At 68.7% G+C, this 17071-nt stretch carries 14 protein-coding genes; 2 read left to right on the top strand and 12 right to left on the bottom strand.

Features of this window, described 5'->3' with window-relative positions:
• Positions 1-40: 40 nt before the first annotated feature.
• The 3 genes from MRS60_RS26140 to MRS60_RS26150 form a co-directional block, all read right to left on the bottom strand.
• The gene (locus MRS60_RS26140) at positions 41-1939 is read right to left on the bottom strand and encodes a feruloyl-CoA synthase (protein ID WP_175749645.1); all 1899 of its coding nucleotides are present in this window, start codon (positions 1937-1939) and stop codon (positions 41-43) included.
• Between the two features lie 91 nt (positions 1940-2030).
• Positions 2031-3482: an aldehyde dehydrogenase gene (locus MRS60_RS26145; protein ID WP_243565824.1), complete on the bottom strand. Its 1452-nt coding sequence runs from the start codon at positions 3480-3482 to the stop codon at positions 2031-2033.
• Between the two features lie 42 nt (positions 3483-3524).
• On the bottom strand, positions 3525-4352 hold the full coding sequence (locus tag MRS60_RS26150) for a p-hydroxycinnamoyl CoA hydratase/lyase (protein ID WP_131946678.1): 828 nt from the start codon (positions 4350-4352) through the stop codon (positions 3525-3527).
• 170 nt (positions 4353-4522) lie between these two features.
• Between MRS60_RS26150 and MRS60_RS26155 the strand changes: the two genes are divergently transcribed.
• Positions 4523-5416 carry an amidohydrolase family protein gene (locus tag MRS60_RS26155; RefSeq protein ID WP_243565825.1) on the top strand — a complete coding sequence of 298 codons (894 nt, stop codon included), beginning with the start codon at positions 4523-4525 and terminating at the stop codon, positions 5414-5416.
• A gap of 87 nt (positions 5417-5503) precedes the next feature.
• On the opposite strand, the gene MRS60_RS26160 is transcribed toward MRS60_RS26155, so the two are convergent.
• The 8 genes from MRS60_RS26160 to MRS60_RS26195 all read right to left on the bottom strand — a co-directional run bounded on the left by MRS60_RS26160 (position 5504) and on the right by MRS60_RS26195 (position 15298).
• Positions 5504-6406 carry an SMP-30/gluconolactonase/LRE family protein gene (locus tag MRS60_RS26160; protein WP_131946680.1) on the bottom strand — a complete coding sequence of 301 codons (903 nt, stop codon included), beginning with the start codon at positions 6404-6406 and terminating at the stop codon, positions 5504-5506.
• A 58-nt stretch (positions 6407-6464) separates the two neighbouring features.
• Positions 6465-7484, bottom strand: coding sequence for an L-arabinose ABC transporter permease AraH (gene araH, locus MRS60_RS26165; RefSeq protein ID WP_105390615.1), 1020 nt, complete (start codon positions 7482-7484; stop codon positions 6465-6467).
• Positions 7485-7515: 31 nt separating this feature from the next.
• Positions 7516-9063, bottom strand: coding sequence for an L-arabinose ABC transporter ATP-binding protein AraG (araG, locus tag MRS60_RS26170; RefSeq protein ID WP_243565826.1), 1548 nt, complete (start codon positions 9061-9063; stop codon positions 7516-7518).
• 20 nt (positions 9064-9083) lie between these two features.
• Positions 9084-10097 (bottom strand): arabinose ABC transporter substrate-binding protein, encoded by a 1014-nt coding sequence (locus MRS60_RS26175; protein WP_243565827.1) that lies wholly within the window; start codon positions 10095-10097, stop codon positions 9084-9086.
• 73 nt (positions 10098-10170) lie between these two features.
• Positions 10171-11100: a Gfo/Idh/MocA family protein gene (locus tag MRS60_RS26180; RefSeq protein ID WP_105390617.1), complete on the bottom strand. Its 930-nt coding sequence runs from the start codon at positions 11098-11100 to the stop codon at positions 10171-10173.
• Between the two features lie 25 nt (positions 11101-11125).
• Positions 11126-12055 carry a dihydrodipicolinate synthase family protein gene (locus tag MRS60_RS26185; protein WP_152855798.1) on the bottom strand — a complete coding sequence of 310 codons (930 nt, stop codon included), beginning with the start codon at positions 12053-12055 and terminating at the stop codon, positions 11126-11128.
• A 50-nt stretch (positions 12056-12105) separates the two neighbouring features.
• Positions 12106-13467: an MFS transporter gene (locus MRS60_RS26190; protein ID WP_034181815.1), complete on the bottom strand. Its 1362-nt coding sequence runs from the start codon at positions 13465-13467 to the stop codon at positions 12106-12108.
• Positions 13468-13546: 79 nt separating this feature from the next.
• Positions 13547-15298, bottom strand: a complete 1752-nt coding sequence (locus MRS60_RS26195) for an IlvD/Edd family dehydratase (RefSeq protein WP_034181546.1) — start codon at positions 15296-15298, stop codon at positions 13547-13549.
• 114 nt (positions 15299-15412) lie between these two features.
• Between MRS60_RS26195 and MRS60_RS26200 the strand changes: the two genes are divergently transcribed.
• Complete coding sequence (locus tag MRS60_RS26200) at positions 15413-16363, top strand: LysR substrate-binding domain-containing protein (RefSeq protein WP_034181545.1); 951 nt, start codon at positions 15413-15415, stop codon at positions 16361-16363.
• Positions 16364-16483: 120 nt separating this feature from the next.
• Here the strand turns inward: MRS60_RS26200 and MRS60_RS26205 are convergent, their stop codons facing one another.
• Positions 16484-16960 carry an OsmC family protein gene (locus tag MRS60_RS26205; protein WP_243565828.1) on the bottom strand — a complete coding sequence of 159 codons (477 nt, stop codon included), beginning with the start codon at positions 16958-16960 and terminating at the stop codon, positions 16484-16486.
• Between the last annotated feature and the right edge of the window lie 111 nt (positions 16961-17071).

Raw genomic sequence — 17071 nt, forward strand, 5'->3', positions numbered from 1 at the left:
CGCACCGCCGCCGCATGGCGGTGCGGCACGACGCTCGACCTCAGCGCGCCGCGCCTGCAACGATCACGCCCGCATCGGCCGCGTCGTGCGCATACATCGCTTCGATCAGCGCCGCGCGCTGCGTCAGCACCGCACGCTGGTTGATCGAACCCTTGTCGGTGATTTCGCCGAGATCGAGCGACGGCGGCGTGTCGAGCAGGCACAGCCGCGTGATGAACGTCGCGCTGCCGGTCGCGTCGCGGTTCAACCGCTGCAGCAGGTCCGCAAAGAACGCGCGCACGGCCGGCGCCTGCAGCACGGCGCGCACGTCGGCGTCCGGCCCCGCGCCGGCGAGGCGGCGGCAATCGTCGATGCGCGGAAAGATCATCGCGCCGACGTCGTCGCGGTTCATTCCGGTCACGACCGCGTCCTGCACATACGGCGCGCCGTTCGACACGATCCGCGCGCGCATCGGCCCGACGCTCACGAAGGTCCCCGTCGACAGCTTGAAATCCTCGGCAATGCGGCCGTCGAACATCAGCCCGATCTCCGGACGCTGCGGGTCGACGAAGCGCACCGCATCGCCGCTGCGGTAATAACCTTCGTCGTCGAACACCTCGCGCGCGTCGTCGCTGCCTGCGCGCCAGTAGCCGGCCATCACGTTCGGCCCGCGAAAGCGCGCCTCGAGCTTGCCGTCGACCGGCACCAGCTTCGCGTCGCAGCCGGGCGCGGGCAGGCCGATGTAGCCGGCGCCCGACATCGGCCCGGTGGTGAACATGCACGACGGCGCGGCCTCGGTCATCCCGAGGCCGGCCATGATCCGGATCCGCTCGCCGCAGTGCGCGAGCGTCACGCGCTCGAGCCGGTCCCACGCGGCCTGCGACAGCCCCGCGCCCGCGAAGAAATACATCTTCACGCGCGAGAAGAAGGTCGCGCGCAGCGCCGCGTCCGTTTCGAGCGCGACAGTCAGTTCCTCCCAGCCCTTCGGCACGTTGAAGTACACCGTCGGCGCGATCTCGCGCAGGTTGCGCAGCGTCTCGTCGAACTTGCCGGCGACCGGCTTGCCGTCGTCGATATACAGCGTGCCGCCGTTGTACAGCGCAATCCCCACGTTGTGGCTGCCGCCGAACGTGTGGTTCCACGGCAGCCAGTCGACCAGCACCGGCGGCTCGATGCCGAATTGCGGAAACGTTTCGAGCAGCATCTGCTGGTTGCTGCACAGCATCCGGTGCGTGGTCGGCACCGCCTTCGGCAGCCGCGTCGAACCGGACGTGAAGAGGAATTTCGCGATCGTATCGCCGGTGATCGCATCGTGTGCAGCATCGACGCTGCCCGGCACGGTGTCGAGCAGCGACGCGAGGCGCGTGACGCCTCGCATCCCGTCCGCCGCCGACACGACCACGCGCTCGACGTCGGGCGGCACCGTCGCATCGAGCGCGGCGCGGAATGCATCGCCGTCGGCGGCAAACACCAGCCCCGGCGTCAGCAGCGCCAGCGCATGGCGGAGCTTGCCGTAGTCGCTCGACACGAGCGAATACGCGGGCGACAGCGGCGCATACGGAATGCCGGCCCACAGCGCGCCGAACGCGACCTGCAGGTGTTCGAGATCGTTGCCGGACAGGATCGCGACCGGCCGCTCGGCCGACAGCCCGCGATCGAGCAGCGCCTGGCCGATCGCGCGTGCGCGTTCGAGCATCTGCGCATAGCTGATGCCGATCCACGCGCCGTCAGGGCCGCGCCGCGCGACGAGCCAGCGGTCCGGGTGCGCCTGCGCACCGCTGACGAGCCGGTCGGTCAGCCGGCGCGGATACGCGCCGAGCGCGGTCGATGCACGCAGGGTCCAGCAGCCGTCGCGTTGCGCGATGTCGGGCGGTGCCGCGCCGATCGCGACGGGGCGGTAGCCGGCGGGGGCGGGCTGCGCGGCGGCGATGCCGTGCAGTTGGGTCGGATCCGCATCCAAGGTCTGTCTCCAGTCGGTTCCGCCGGCGCGCTCGCAGCGCGCGGCGGGAACTTCATTGTGTCGTTGTCGTTGCCGCTGCGCGGCGGCCCGCTCAGATCGGGTAGTGGCGCGGCGCGGTCTGCACGGTGATCCAGCGCAGGTCGGTGAATTCGGCGATCGACGCCTTGCTGCCGAACCGGCCGTAGCCGCTCGCCTTCACGCCGCCGAACGGCATCTGCGCCTCGTCGTGCACGGTCGGGCCGTTGATGTGGCAGATGCCCGACTCGATCCGTTTCGCGACCTGCATCGCGCGTGCGATGTCGCGGCTGAACACCGCGGCCGACAGCCCGTATTCGCTGTCGTTCGCGGCCGCCAGCGCCGCTTCGTCGCCGTCGACGCGCTGCACGGTCACGACCGGCCCGAACGATTCGTCCGCATAGAGCTTCATGTCGCGCGTGACGCCGTCGACGATCGTCGGCTGCATCACCGCGCCGTCGACTTCGCAGCCGAGCGGCAACGCCGCGCCGTGCGCGCGCGCGTCGGCGACCAGCGCCGCGATGCGCTGCGCGGCCGCCGCGCTTTCCAGCGTGCCGAGCACGACGCCCGGTGCGGCCGGATTGCCCGCCTTCAGCGTACGCGCCTTCGCGACGAGCCGCTCGACGAACGCATCGGCGACGCTCCGGTCGACGATCACGCGCTCGGTCGACATGCAGATCTGGCCCTGGTTGAAGAACGCGCCGAACGCGACCGCATCGACCGCCGTATCGAGATCCGCGTCGTCGAGCACGAGCACCGGCGCCTTGCCGCCGAGTTCGAGCAGCGCCGGCTTCAGGTGCTGCGCGGCGAGCGTCGCGACGATCCGGCCGACGCGCGTCGACCCGGTGAAGTTGACGCGCCGCACCGCCGGGTTCGCGATCAGCCGTTCGACGATCGCCGGTGCGTCCTGCGGCGCATGCGTGATCACGTTGACGACGCCGTCGCCGAGCCCCGCGTCATGCAGCACGCTGCCGATCAGCCGGTGCACGCCCGGGCAGCCTTCGGATGCCTTCAGCACGACCGTGTTGCCGCACGCGAGCGGCATCGCGAGCGCGCGCGTCGCGAGGATCACCGGCGCGTTCCACGGCGCGATGCCGAGCACGACGCCGCACGGCTGGCGCACGGCCATCGCGAGATTGCCCGGCACGTCGGACGGGATCACCGCGCCGTCGATCTGCGTCGTCATCGCGGCGGCCTCGCGCAGCATGTTCGCCGCGAGCATCACGTTGAAGCCGTACCAGTTCGCCATCGCGCCGGTTTCGGCACGGCCGATCTCGATGAATTCGCCGGCGCGCGCGTCCATCCGGTCGGCCGCCGCGAGCAGCCGCCGGCGGCGCTCGGTCGGCGCGAGCGCCGCCCACGCGGGGAACGCGCGCGCGGCCGCCGCGACCGCGGCGTCCGCATCGGCGAGCGTCGCCGCGGCGGCGCGCGACGCCACCTGTCCCGTTGCCGGATCGATCCGGTCGAACGTGCCGCCGTCCGACGCGCCGCGCGACACGCCGTCGATCAACAAACTCACTTCGTGCATTTCGCTGTCTCCGCTCAGTCCGGTTGCATGCCGCGTCGCGCGTCAGCGCTTGTACGCCTGCAGGCCCGGCTTGATGCTCTTGTCGTCGAGGAACTGCTTGAGGCCCTGCTCGCGGCCGCCTTCCGGATCGCGATAGTTCGCCTGGTCGAGCTTCGCGTACAGGTAGTCCTCGTTCTGCTCCCACGTCAGTTCGCGGCAGCGCTTGAAGCCGTGCTTCGCATTGCGGATCACGACCGGATTCTTGTCCAGCAGCTTCGCGGCGAGCGCAAGCACTTCGTCGCGCAGTTGCGCACGCGGCACGCTCTTGTTGACGAGCCCCATCTTCGCGGCCTGCGGCCCGGTGAAGGTATCGCCGGTCATGATGTAGTACAGCGCCTCGCGATGCCCGACCGTGTCCGCCATCGCCTTGCTGACGAGGTTGCCCGGCGGGATGCCCCAGTTGATCTCCGACAGGCCGAACACGGCTTCGTCGGCCGCTATCGCGAGATCGCACGCGACGAGCGGCGAGAAGCCGCCGCCGAAGCACCAGCCGTTGACCATCGCGATCGTCGGCTTCGAATACATGCGCAGCAGTTGCCACTGCCAGCGGCTCGCGTCGCGGCGGATCTTTTCCTGCAGGATCTCCGGGCCCGCGTCCACTTCGCGGAAATACTCCTTCAGGTCCATCCCCGCCGTCCATGCATCGCCCTCGCCGGTCAGCACGAGCACCTGCGCCTCGGCGTCGAGCTCGACCGTTTCCAGCACGTCGATCATCTCCGTGTTCAGCGTCGGGCTCATCGCGTTGCGCTTGTCCGGACGGTTCAGCGTGACCCACGCGATCCCGCCCTCGACCGCGACCTTCACCGTTTTCCAGCGACCTTCGTAACTCATCTTCGTTCTCCAATGACAGTGCCGCCCTACGCGACTCCACGCCAATTTACTATCAGGTAGCCTGATATGTAAAGTAGAATGGAAGCGGCTCGGGACAAACCCCTAAACGGGCACTAACGCGCGGTTTCGCGCCGCGCGGCGCCTGCGCTTCACGACATGAGGAGACACGCTTGGACATCCGCAACCTGATCGCCATCGACACGCACGTGCATGCCGAAGTGTCGTGCTGCCAGCCGCCCGACCTGTTCGCGAAGGCATTCGACGACGCGGCCGACAAGTACTTCGGCACGGTGCTGAAGCAGGGCCGCCGGCCGACGATTCCGGAGACGATCGCGTATTACCGCGAGCGCCGCATCGGCTTCGTGATGTTCACCGTCGACTGCGAGACGAACATCGGCCGGCGCCGCATTCCGAACGAGGAGATCGCGCAATTCGCGCAGGACAACGCCGACGTCATGATCGCGTTCGCGAGCATCGACCCGCACAAGGGCCGCTTCGGCGCGCGCGAGGCGCGCCGCCTGATCGAAGAACACGGCGTGAAGGGCTTCAAGTTCCACCCGACGATGCAGGGATGCTTTCCGAACGACCGGCTCGCGTATCCGATCTACGAGGTGATCGCCGAACGCGGGCTGCCGGCCGTGTTCCACAGCGGTCATTCGGGGATGGGATCGGGCATGCGCGGCGGCGGCGGGCTGCGTCTGAAGTACTCCGAACCGATCCATCTCGACGACGTCGTGGCCGATTTTCCGGACATGAAGATCGTGATCGCGCACCCGTCGTGGCCGTGGCAGGAGCAGGCGCTGTCGATCGCGCTGCACAAGCCGAACGTCTACATCGATCTGTCGGGATGGTCGCCGAAATATTTCTCGCCGGAGCTGATCAAGTACGCGAACACGCTGCTCAGGCACAAGGTGCTGTTCGCGTCGGATTTTCCGCTGATACGGCCGGATAGATGGCTGGAGGATTTCCACGGCGCCGGGTTTCGGCCCGACGTGCACCCGCTGATTCTGAAGGACAACGCGGTCGCGTTGCTGGGGCTGGAGTTCGACGCGCCGCGCGAGTGACGCGCCGAGTGATGAATGCGCCGATCGAGGCGCGGCGGCCGGCGCGGTCATGCGCCGATGCCGCGTCCGCCTGCCGCGCCGTAGCGTTCAGGTTGCGCGCTTCGGCATGAACCGCGCGGTCGGCAGCCCCGCATGCCGCGTCTGCGCGACGAACACGCCGCCCGCATGCGCGTCGCTTGCCAGCGCGTCGTCGCTCAACCCGACGCGCGCGCTCGTCACGTACAGGCGGCCTTCGCCGTCGAGCGCCGCGCAGCTCGGCTGCGCGGTCGGCACGTCGACGCGCTCCGTCTCGACGCCGTCCGGCCCGTAGCGCACCACCCGCCGTCCGCCCCACTGCGCGTTCCACAGGCCGCCGTCGCGATCGATCGTCGAGCCGTCCGGGTCGCCGTCCGCATCGGTCAGGCGCGCGAACGGCCGCACGTTCGCGACGTCGCCACCCGCGCGGTAATCGCAGACGAAAATCTCGCGCACCAGCGAATCGCAAAAATACATCTTCGAGCCGTCCGGCGAGAACGCGATGCTGTTCGCGATCGCCGCCGGCGGCAACGCGAGCCGTTCGAGCGTGAGGTCCGGATTGAGCCGGTAGAAGCCACCAACCGCGCGCGGCGGCTCGCCGCCTTCGTCCTTCATCCCGAACACGAACGCGCCGAACGGATCGCAGCGCCCGTCGTTCAGCCGGGTCGGCAGGTCGGATTCGACGTCGACGATCCGCGTGAACGCGCCGCTGCGCAGGTCGAAGAACGCGAGATGCGTCGCGAGCCCGACGAGCAGCACGTCCGGATCGTCGGTCAGCGCGAAACACGCGAGCCGCTCGGGCATCGGCCAGTGCGCGAGGTCGGAACCGTCCGCGCGGCATCGCCACAACCGCGCGCCTTCGATGTCCGTCCAGTACAGCGCGTGTGTCGCATCGCACCACGTCGCGCCTTCGCCGAGCGTGTTGCGGCTGTCGGCCAGCAGCGTCGCCGACGCGGCCGGATGAGTCTGTTGCATGCCGTCTCCCGATATCTGTCGCATATATCCATCGCTTTCGCGGGCGACGCGCTGCCGGTCAGATCTTCATCGCGCGCCGCTGGTTGCGACGATACTGGTCGAACAGCACCGCGAGCAACAGAATTCCGCCGCGTATCAGATATTGGTAAAACGTCGGCACGTTCAGCAGGCTCATCGCATCCTGCACGGAGCCCATGATCAGCACGCCCACCAGCACGCCGGAAATCGTCGCGACGCCGCCCGTCAGCGACACGCCGCCGAGCACGCACGCGGAGATCACGCCGAGCTCGAGGCCGACCGACGTCTTCGGATCGCCGAGGCTCATCCGCGACGCGAGCATCACGCCGGCAAAGCCCGTCACGAGCCCCTGCAGCACGAACACGGTGATCTTGATGCGCATCACCGGCAGCCCCGCGAGCAGCGCGGCCTCGCCGTTGCCGCCGACGGCCAGCACGTTCTTGCCGAACACTGTCTTGCGCAGCAGGAAGCCGAACACGACGAAGCCGATGATGTTGCTCCAGATCGGATACGAGATGCCGAGGAACGAGCCGGACCCGAGTTCGAAGAAACGTTCCTCGGAGATCATCACCGCGTCGCCGCTCGACGTGATGAACGCGAGCCCGCGCACGACTTCCATCATCGCGAGCGTGACGATCAGCGAGTTGATCCGGTAGCGCGCGATCAGCACGCCGTTCACGAGCCCGACCGCGCCGCCGGCGAGCACGCCGGCCACGATGCCGAACAGCACGCTGTGCGTCGCGGTGATCAGCGTCGACGCGACGACGCCCGAGAACGCGACGATCGACGCGACCGACAGGTCGACCTCGCCGAGCGCGAGCACGAACATCATCGTCACCGCGATCGAGCCGATCAGCGTGACCGACAGCAGCAGGCCCTGGATGTTGCGCGGCGTGAGGAAGTCCGGCACCGTCAGCGACAGCGTCGCGAACAGCACGAGAAACACCATCACGATGCCGGAGCGGTTGATCAGTTGCCACACGCCGCCGTGCGCCCTCATGGGCGCGGCAGCGGCATCGGGGGACGGGGAAGTACGTTGGGGTTGCATTGCCTGGCTCATGTCTCTTTCATTCCGGTTGAACAGCACGCCGCTAGCGCGGCAGCGCGAGCTTGATCAGCGCATCGGGCGTCGCCTGCGCCTTCTCCACTTCGCCCGCGATCCGTCCTTCCTTCATCACGATGATCCGGTCCGACACGCCGATCACTTCGGCCAGATCGCTCGACACGAGGATCACCGTGCGGCCCGCTTCCGCGAGTTCGTAGAACAGGTTGTAGATTTCCGCGCGCGCGCCGACGTCGATGCCGCGCGTCGGCTCGTCCATCAGGAACACGTCGATGCGCTCGGCCAGCCAGCGCGCCAGCACGACCTTCTGCTGGTTGCCGCCGGACAGCGCGCCGATCGGCGTGTCGCCGTCGCGGGTCTTGATCGCGAGCCGCTCGATGTAGCGTTGCGCGAGCTCGCGCTCGCGCCGCGCGTCGAGCAGCATGCGCGCCGGGCTGAAATGCCGGCGCGCGCTGATGTTCAGGTTGTCGGCCACCGACGCGATCGCGACGATGCCTTCCTGCTTGCGGTCTTCCGGGCACAGCGCGATGCCGGCGCGCACCGCGTCGCGCGGGCTGGCAAACGCGACGCGCCGCCCGCCCAGCTCGACGTGCCCGGCACTCGGGCGCACCGCACCGTACAGCAGCTTCATCAACTCCGAACGGCCCGCACCGACGAGCCCGAAGAAGCCGACGATCTCGCCGCGCCGCGCGGTGAACGACACTGGCTCCGACAGCCCGGGCCCCGCCAGCCCCTTCGCCTCGATCAGCACGTCGCCGGCCGCGCGCGGCCGGTAGCCGTACACGTCCTCGATCGAGCGGCCGACCATGCAGCCGATCAGCCGGTCGCGGTCGAGATCGGCGACCGAATCGAACGTATCGATCCGGCGGCCGTCGCGAAACACGGTCACGCGGTCGCACAGTTCGTAGACTTCCTCCATCCGGTGCGTGACGTAGATGATCGCGCGGCCTTCCGCGCGCAGCGCGCGGATGATCCGGAACAGCTGCGTGGTCTCGCGCGCGGACAGCGAGCTCGTCGGTTCGTCGAACGCGATCACGCGTGCGTCGCGCATCAGTGCCTTGCCGATCTCGATCATCTGGCGCTGGCCGATCGACAGATACTTCACCGGGATGCCCGGATCGATATGCTCGCCGAGCCGCTCCAGCGCATCGAGCGCACGCGCGGCGAGCGCGCGCTCGTCGACCACGCCGAGCCGGCTCGGCAACTGCCCGAGCATCAGGTTCTCGGCGACCGTCAACTCGGGCACCAGATGCAGCTCCTGGTAGATGATCGCGATGCCGGCCTCGAGCGCGGCGCGCGTCGACGCGAAACGCTGCACCGTGCCATTCAGCGTCAGCGTGCCGGACTGCGGCTGGTTCACGCCGGACAGCACTTTCAGCAGCGTCGATTTCCCCGCTCCGTTCTCGCCCATCAGCCCGTGCACTTCGCCCGCGCGCACCGACAGCGACACGGCGTCGAGCGCGCGCACGCCCGGGAACGTCACCGTGATGCCGTCGAGCGCGAGCAGCGGGCCGGCGGCCGCGCCGGCTTCAGCGTCGTCGCTGCGGGACACGGCCGTCATCGTCTGCGTCGTCATTGCGTTTTCGCCCCGCGTGCTCAGATACCGAGCTCGGCGCGCACGGCCTGCCAGTTCGCGCGCGTCATCAGCTTGCCGCTCGTCTGCGTATCGGCCGCCGGCGTCTTGCCGTTGCGGATCCAGTCGACGAGGTTCTGCGTGCTGTCCTTGCCATGGTTCGTCGAGCTGACCGCGATCGTCCCGTAGAAGCCGGTCGGCTCCTTCTTCTGGAACTCGGCGAACGCTTCGCCCGCGCCGTTGATGCCGACGCCGATCACGTCGGCCGCCGGGATGTGCAGCTGTTCGGTCGCGCGCACCGCGCCGAGCACGGTTTCCTCGTTCAGCGCGTAGACCACCCATTTCTTCACGTTCGGATGCCGCGCGAGCACCGGCGCGGCCGCGCTGAAGCCGCCTTCGTCGTCGGTCGTCTTCTGGGGCGCGTCGAAGATGTTCTCCTTGCGGAAGCCGTTCGCGAGCAGCGCCTGCGTCGCGCCGTCGGTGCGCAGCTTCGCGGTCGGCAGCTCGTAGTTGGTGATCCGCAGCGCGCCGACTTCCTCGGGCTTCCAGCCGCGCCGCTTCATCTCGTCGGAGATCGCCTGGCCGACCTGGTTGCCGATCTTGGTCGCCGACATCCCGAGGTGCGGCACGTTCGCGAGCGGCTTGCCGCTCGAATCGACGAGCTGGTCGTCGACCGTCACGAACTTCATGTTGTAGCGCTTCGCGCGCGACGCAATCGCCGGGCCGAGGCGCACGTCGGGTGCGCAGATCACGAAGCCCTGCGCGCCCTGCGAACCGAGGTTGTCGATCGCGGCCAGCACCTTCTCGCCGTCGGGCGTGCCGATCTTCACGACCGAGAAATTCTCCTTCTGGCCGAGCGCGGATGCCGCGTTCTGCTCGTTGATGAACCATGCCTGCTCGGGCATCTTCACCAGGAAGCCGATCTTCAGCGGCGCGTCGGCGCGCGCGGCGCCCTGCATGCCGAGCGGTGCGATGCAAAGCGCGGCCAGCAGCGCGCGCAGGGTGTGTCGGCGAATCGTGTGAGTCGTGCGGGTCATGTGGTGTCTCCTGGTATCGATTTGGATCTTCATCATTTGTCGTGCGCGGTCGCGGCGAAGCGCGCCGGCACGTTCAGCGGCCGAACGCGTCGGTCTGGACGCGCCGGCCGAACAGAAACGCGTCGGCGACGAGCCGCAGCGGCCGTACGTCGACGTCGCTTTCGCCACGCGCGATCAGCGCGCGGAACTGCGCGTACAGCGCAGGATACTCGCGCTCGGGGCCGATCTCGACCGGCTCGCCGTTAATCGACAATTGCGCGCCGCCGCGACTGATCGCAAGCACGCCGTCGGCCGTATCGACCGCGATCTCCCATTGCTCGACCGGGCCGTGCCGCCAGTCGAATTCCGCGCGCACGGGCACGCCGTCGGTATCCGCGCAATCGAGTTCGGCCGCGATCGGCGTCTGCACGTCGCTCGGCACGAACAGCGTCGCCTCGCGCAGCACGAGCTCGCGCGGCAGGATCCGCGTGACGATCGACAGCGCGTTGATGCCCGGATCGAACACGCCGAGGCCGCCGGGCTCCCAGATCCACTGCTGCCCCGGATGCCAGCGCCGCACGTCCTCCTTCCAGCGCACCTGCACCGCGCGGATCGTGCGCGTTGCGAGCCACGCGCGTGCGGGCTCCACCGCGCTCGCGCAGCGCGAATGCCAGGTCGCGAACAGCGTGAGGCCGCGCTCGCGCGCGAGCGCCTCCAGCACGGCCACTTCGCCGAGCGTCGCACCCGGCGGCTTCTCGAGCATCACGTGCTTGCCGGCTTCGAGCGCCGCGCGCGCCTGCGCGTAGCGCACCTGCGGCGGCGCGCACAGCGACACCGCGTCGAGTTCGCGCTCGGCGGCCAGCAGCGCGCGGAGATCCTGATAATTGCGTACACCGGCGACTTCCGCGTGGCGGCTCGCGCACGCAGTCAGCGCGAAACCCGGTTCGGCGGCGATCGCCGGAAGATGCTGGTCGCGCGCGATCTTGCCGATCCCGACGACGCCCAGCGAAACCTGCTTGCTCATGGTGCGTTCCTCCTTCGCGAATCGCTCAGTGTGCCCAGCGCAGCACGAGCGGATCGAGCCGGCGCGCGATCGCGAGCAGTTCCGCGCGCGTGTCCGGATGCAGTTCCGGCATCGGATGCCGCGGCCGCTCGCACGCGATCACGCCGCCTTCGCGCATCAGCGCCTTCGCGGTGAGGATCCCGGACTGGCGGTTCTCGTGATTGATCAGCGGCAGCCACGCCTGGTAGCGCGCGTACGCGTCGTCGTGGCGCCCTTCGCGCCATGCCTCGAGGATCGGCCGGATGCCGTCCGGAAACCCGCCGCCCGTCATCGCGCCGGTCGCGCCCGCATGGAGATCGGCGAGCAGCGTGATCGCCTCCTCGCCGTCCCACGGCCCCTCGATCGCATCGCCGCCGAGCCGGATCAGCTCGCGCAGCTTGTTCGCCGCACCGGGCGTCTCGATCTTGAAGTACGCGACCTGCTCGATCTCCCGCGCCATCCGCGCGAGGAACGGCGCCGACAGCGCGGTGCCGCTCGCGGGCGCGTCCTGGATCATGATCGGGATCTCGATCGCGTCGGACACGCGCGCATAGAAATCGAAGATCTGCGCTTCGGGCACGCGGAACGTCGCGCCGTGATACGGCGGCATCGCCATCACCATCGCCGCGCCGAGCTGCTGCGCGCGCAGGCTGCGCGCCGCGCACACCTGCGTGCTGTAGTGCGACGTCGTGACGATCACCGGCACGCGGCCCGCCACGTGTTCGAGGATCGTGCGCGTGAGCACGTCGCGCTCGTCGTCGGTGATCGCGAACTGCTCGGAGAAGTTCGCGAGGATGCACAGCCCGTCCGAGCCCGCGTCGATCATGAAATCGACCGCGCGCTTCTGGCTCGCGAGGTCGAGCTCGCCGGTGTCGGAAAACGTCGTCGGGACGACGGGGAAGATGCCGCGATAGCGCGGCGTGCTGCTCGATGTCATGGTTCGGTCCTGCGTCGGTCGAAGCGGCGTTCAGCCGGAAAACAATGCGTTCAGGATTCGCGGGCGAGCGCGCCCGCGGCCGGCTGCGGCGCGCGCAGCGTCGCGCGGACCACGAACGTGATCAGCACCGCGAACAGCAGCGTCGCCGCGAGGAAATACAGGCCGGCCGCGAGGCTGCCGGTCGCCTGCTTGATCAGGCCGATGCCGTACGGCCCGACGTAACCGCCGAGATTCGCGAGCGAATTGATCGCGGCGATGCCGACCGCCGCGCTCGTCCCGCTCAGGAATTCGCCGGGCAGCGCCCATACGACGGCCTGGATCGAGTAAAGCGAGAACGCCGTGAGGCAGATGAACAGGAACTGCAGTGCAGGCTGCCGCACCCATGCGCTCGCTGCCATCGTCAGCGCCGCGGCGGCCGACACGACGACGATGTGCCAGTAGCGTTCACGCGTGCGATCCGAATGACGCGGCACGACCAGCAGCCCGACCACCGCGAACAGGTACGGCACGGCGGACAGCAGGCCGGTGGCCGCGTCGCCCGCGCCGAACGCGTGAATGATCGTCGGCAGCCACAGCGACAGCCCGTAGATGCACAGCGGGAACGGCAGGAACAGCGCCGCGAGCAGCAGCACGCGCCGGTCGGCCAGCGTGGCGAGCGGATTGCGGTGCGCGTCGGGGCGGTACGTGTCGCGATCGGCGGCGAGCTGGCGCGCGATCCAGCGCCGCTCGTCATCGTTCAGCCAGCGCGCGCGGTCCGGCGCTTCGGGCAGCAGCCGCAGCGTCGGCCACACGAGCAGCACGGCCGGCAGGCCGCTGACGACGAACAGCGTCTGCCAGTTCGACAGCCCGAACAGCCCGTGCGTCGACAGCAGCCAACCCGCGAGCGGCCCCGTCACGATGCCGGCAATCGGCTGCGCGAGCACGAGCAGCCCGATCACGCGTGCGCGGCCGCGCATCGGAAACCACTGCGTGAGGAAATACAGGATGCCCGGATACAGGCCGGCTTCGGCCGCGCCGAGCAGGAAACGCAACGCATAGAAGCTGGCCGGCCCCTGCACGAGCGCCATCGCCATCGTGATCACGCCCCACGTCGCGAGAATGCGCGCGAACCACACGCGTGCGCCGAAGCGGCCGAGCGCGAGATTGCTCGGCACCTCGCACAGGAAATAGCCGATGAAGAACAGGCCCGCGCCGAGCCCGTACGCCGCGTCGCTCAGGCCGACGGCCGCGTTCATGTGCAGCTTCGCGAAGCCGACGACCGTGCGGTCGACATAGGCCACCACGTAGATCAACGCGAGAAACGGCACCAGCCTGCGCGTGAGCGTGCGCATCAACTGCCGTTCGTCGACGGCGGCCGACGGGCCGGATTGAGCCGCGGCCGGTGTCGCGGACGGGTGCTGCGTCGTCGTCATCGTGTCTCCATGGGTGGGCTGCGCCGGCGTCGTCGCCGGTCTGCCCTGCTTCACCTGTGCTTCGCTTCTCGCGCGCCGCTCAATGCGAATGGCTCGGCACGTCCGCGCCGCGCGTGCCGACCAGGAAGTCGAGGTCGCACCCCTCGTCGGCCTGCAGCACGTGATCGATATACAGCCGCGCGTAGCCGCCCTTGCCGAGCTGGCCGGCCACGCCCGGCGCCGCGGTCGGATCGACGTCCGACAGGCGGCGCTGCAGTTCGTCATCCGTGATGTCGAGATGCAGCGTGCCGGCCTCGCAGTCGAGCTCGATCCAGTCGCCGTTGCGCACCGCCGCGAGCGGCCCGCCGGCGGCAGCCTCCGGCGCGACGTGCAGCACGACCGTGCCGTACGCGGTGCCGCTCATCCGCGCGTCGGAAATCCGCACCATGTCCTTCACGCCCTGGCGCAGCAGCTTCGGCGGCAGCCCCATGTTGCCGACCTCGGCCATGCCCGGATAACCGCGCGGCCCGCAGTTCTTCAGCACGAGCACGGAGCTCGCGTCGACGTCGAGCGCTTCGTCGTTGATCGTGGCCTTGTAGTGTTCGAGGTTCTCGAACACCACCGCGCGGCCGCGATGCTTGAGCAGCTCGGGGCTCGCCGCCGACGGCTTCAGCACCGCGCCGCGCGGCGCGAGATTGCCGCGCAGGATGCGGATGCTGCCGTCCGCGATCAGCGGCCGGTCGAGCGGGCGGATCACTTCGTCGTCGTAGTTCGGCGCTTCGCGCACGTTGTCCCACAGCGACTTGCCGTTCACCGTCAACGCGTCGGGGTTCGGCAGCAGCCCGCCTTCGCCGAGCCGGCGCAGCACCGCCGGCAGCCCGCCCGCGTAATAGAACTCCTCCATCAGGAAGCGGCCCGACGGCATCAGGTCGACGATCGTCGGCGTGTCGCGGCCGATGCGCATCCAGTCCTCGAGTTCGAGCGGCACGCCGATGCGGCCGGCGATCGCCTTCAGGTGAATCACCGCATTGGTCGAGCCGCCGATCGCCGCGTTCGCGCGGATCGCGTTCTCGAACGCGGCGCGCGTCAGCACCTTCGACAGCACGAGCCCTTCGAGCGCCATCTCGACGATGCGGATGCCCGACATGTGCGCGAGCACGTAGCGGCGCGAATCGACGGCCGGAATCGCCGCGTTGTGCGGCAGCGTGACGCCGAGCGCCTCGGCCATGCACGCCATCGTCGACGCGGTGCCCATCGTGTTGCAGGTGCCGGCCGAGCGCGACATGCCGGCTTCGGCCGACAGGAAGTGATGCAGGTCGATCTCGCCGGCCTTCAGCGCCTCGTGCAGCTGCCACACGGCCGTGCCCGAACCGATGTTCTTGCCTTCGAGCTTGCCGTTCAGCATCGGCCCTCCCGACACGACGATCGCCGGCACGTCGCAGCTCGCCGCGCCCATCAGCAGCGCGGGCGTCGTCTTGTCGCAGCCGGCGAGCAGCACGACCGCGTCGATCGGGTTGCCGCGAATCGCCTCCTCGACGTCCATCGACGCGAGGTTGCGCGTGAGCATCGCCGACGGCCGCAGGTTCGATTCGCCGTTCGAGAACACCGGGAACTCGACCGGGAAACCGCCCGCCTCGGAGATCCCGCGCTTCACGTGCTCGGCGAGCTTGCGGAAGTGCGCGTTGCACGGCGTCAGTTCGGACCACGTGTTGCAGATGCCGATGACCGGCCGGCCGTCGAACTCGTGATCGGGGATGCCCTGGTTCTTCATCCAGCTCCGGTACATGAAGCCGTTCTTGTCATTCGTGCCGAACCATTGGGTGGAGCGCAGCCTGGGTTTTGTTGCCGACATCGTCAGTCCTGTGGTGACGGGATACCGGCGCAGTCTAGGCAGAATTTTGATAACTCGCTAATGACGTTTTGAGCGATTACGATATCGATTCCGATATCGATATAAACCCGTACGATGACTGACGCCAGCCCGTGGGGCAACCGCAGCCGCCTGAAGACCCGCCAGCTCCTGCTGGTCGTCGCGCTCGCCGACGAAGGCAGCATTCATCGCGCGGCGGCCGCGCTGAACATGACGCAGCCGGCCGCGTCGAAGCTGCTGCGCGAACTCGAGGAATCGATCGGCGCGGTGCTGTTCGAGCGCCTGCCGCGCGGGATGCGGCCGACGCTGTACGGCGACGCGCTGATCCGCCACGCGCGCGCGGCGCTCGGCAGCCTCGACCAGGCGCGCGAGGAACTGGCCGCGCTGAAGGCCGGCCATCTCGGGCATGTGGCGGTGGGCGCGATCACGTCGCCCGGCCTGCGGCTGGTGCCGCCGGCCGTCGCCGCCGTGAAGGGCACGCATGCGGGCCTGCACGTGTCGGTCGAGATCGACACCAGCAACGTGCTGCTCGAACATCTCGCGCAGGACAAGATCGACATCGTGCTCGGCCGGCTCTCCGCCGAACACGACAAGCTGCGGCTGCGCTACGAGCCGCTGATCGGCGAAACGGTGGCGGCGGTCGTGCGGCCCGGCCATCCGCTGCTCGCGCAGGCGCCGCTGTCGCTCGCGGACGTGCAGCGCGCCGCATGGGTCGTGCCGCCGGCCGGCAGCGTGCTGCGCCATCGCTTCGAACTCGTGTTCCAGCGTGCGAGCCTCGCGCCGCCGGCGAACCTGGTCGAAACGTCTGCGCTGCTGTTCATCACGCAGCTGCTCGAACAGAGCGACATGATCGCGGTGCTGGCCGAGGACGTCGCGCGCTACTACGCGCGACACGGGATCGTCACGGTGCTGCCGCTGGAGATGGATTGCCGGATGGACGATTTCGGGATCATCACGCGCACCGACCGGCTGCATTCGCCGGCCGTCACGGTGATGGCCGATGCGATCCGGGCGGCTGCGCGGGAGGTTTACGGCGTCTCGCTGTGACGCGGTGGCGGGGGGTGCTGCCCGCTCGCGTCGATTTCTTCTTCGTGCACGAAGCGGGGCGCCATGCCTGCATTGCCGGGATAGTAGAAAAGCTTCATCGTGCTTTCCATCGCCAACGCGTCACGCCGCTGCGAACTCGATCACTGGTTCGCAGCGGATCGGGAAGTTGACCGAGTTCGCGATATAGCACTTCGCGTGCGCATCGTGATGCAGACGTTCCGCCCGCTCGCGATCGTCGCCGGTCTGGATGGTCACGTGCGGGCGCAGCACGATTTCGGTGAAGCGCCCCTGCTCGGGACTGTCGAGCATCGTCCCTTCCGCGTTGTCGACATACGCGAGCACGCGGATACCGGCCTCGGCGCACAAATGCAGATACCAGAGCTTGTGGCACGCCGATGCCGACGCCAGCAGCAGGTCTTCGGGGTTCCAGCGCGACGCGTCGCCGCGGAAGGCCGCATCCGACGAACCGGGAATGTCCGGCTTCGAACCGGCACGGATCACATGATCGCGGCCATACTCGCGATACCCCGACGTGCCGGTGCCGCGGTTGCCCGTCCACTGCACTGCGACGCGATACTTGTGTTCGCCAGATGCCATCTCGCTCTCCATTGATGTCGGTTGCTTCCACCGGGCCCGATTTCATTTTATGAAGCCCGCCAATGGCCGCCATTTTGGCACCGGAATTCCGTTTGGTATACCATTATTCCA

Origin of the sequence: Burkholderia pyrrocinia (assembly GCF_022809715.1) — a bacterium.
GTDB classification, from domain to species: Bacteria; Pseudomonadota; Gammaproteobacteria; order Burkholderiales; family Burkholderiaceae; genus Burkholderia; species Burkholderia pyrrocinia_C.

What these genes read in the sequence shown, in the direction of transcription:
- MRS60_RS26185 (WP_152855798.1), bottom strand. Translation starts at nt 12,055, where the DNA reads ATGACATCGAGCAGCACGCCGCGCTATCGCGGCATCTTCCCCGTCGTC.
- araH (WP_105390615.1), bottom strand. Translation starts at nt 7,484, where the DNA reads ATGAGCCAGGCAATGCAACCCCAACGTACTTCCCCGTCCCCCGATGCC.
- MRS60_RS26180 (WP_105390617.1), bottom strand. Translation starts at nt 11,100, where the DNA reads ATGAGCAAGCAGGTTTCGCTGGGCGTCGTCGGGATCGGCAAGATCGCG.
- MRS60_RS26145 (WP_243565824.1), bottom strand. Translation starts at nt 3,482, where the DNA reads ATGCACGAAGTGAGTTTGTTGATCGACGGCGTGTCGCGCGGCGCGTCG.
- MRS60_RS26195 (WP_034181546.1), bottom strand. Translation starts at nt 15,298, where the DNA reads ATGTCGGCAACAAAACCCAGGCTGCGCTCCACCCAATGGTTCGGCACG.
- MRS60_RS26175 (WP_243565827.1), bottom strand. Translation starts at nt 10,097, where the DNA reads ATGACCCGCACGACTCACACGATTCGCCGACACACCCTGCGCGCGCTG.
- MRS60_RS26200 (WP_034181545.1), top strand. Translation starts at nt 15,413, where the DNA reads ATGACTGACGCCAGCCCGTGGGGCAACCGCAGCCGCCTGAAGACCCGC.
- MRS60_RS26150 (WP_131946678.1), bottom strand. Translation starts at nt 4,352, where the DNA reads ATGAGTTACGAAGGTCGCTGGAAAACGGTGAAGGTCGCGGTCGAGGGC.
- araG (WP_243565826.1), bottom strand. Translation starts at nt 9,063, where the DNA reads ATGACGACGCAGACGATGACGGCCGTGTCCCGCAGCGACGACGCTGAA.
- MRS60_RS26160 (WP_131946680.1), bottom strand. Translation starts at nt 6,406, where the DNA reads ATGCAACAGACTCATCCGGCCGCGTCGGCGACGCTGCTGGCCGACAGC.
- MRS60_RS26190 (WP_034181815.1), bottom strand. Translation starts at nt 13,467, where the DNA reads ATGACGACGACGCAGCACCCGTCCGCGACACCGGCCGCGGCTCAATCC.
- MRS60_RS26205 (WP_243565828.1), bottom strand. Translation starts at nt 16,960, where the DNA reads ATGGCATCTGGCGAACACAAGTATCGCGTCGCAGTGCAGTGGACGGGC.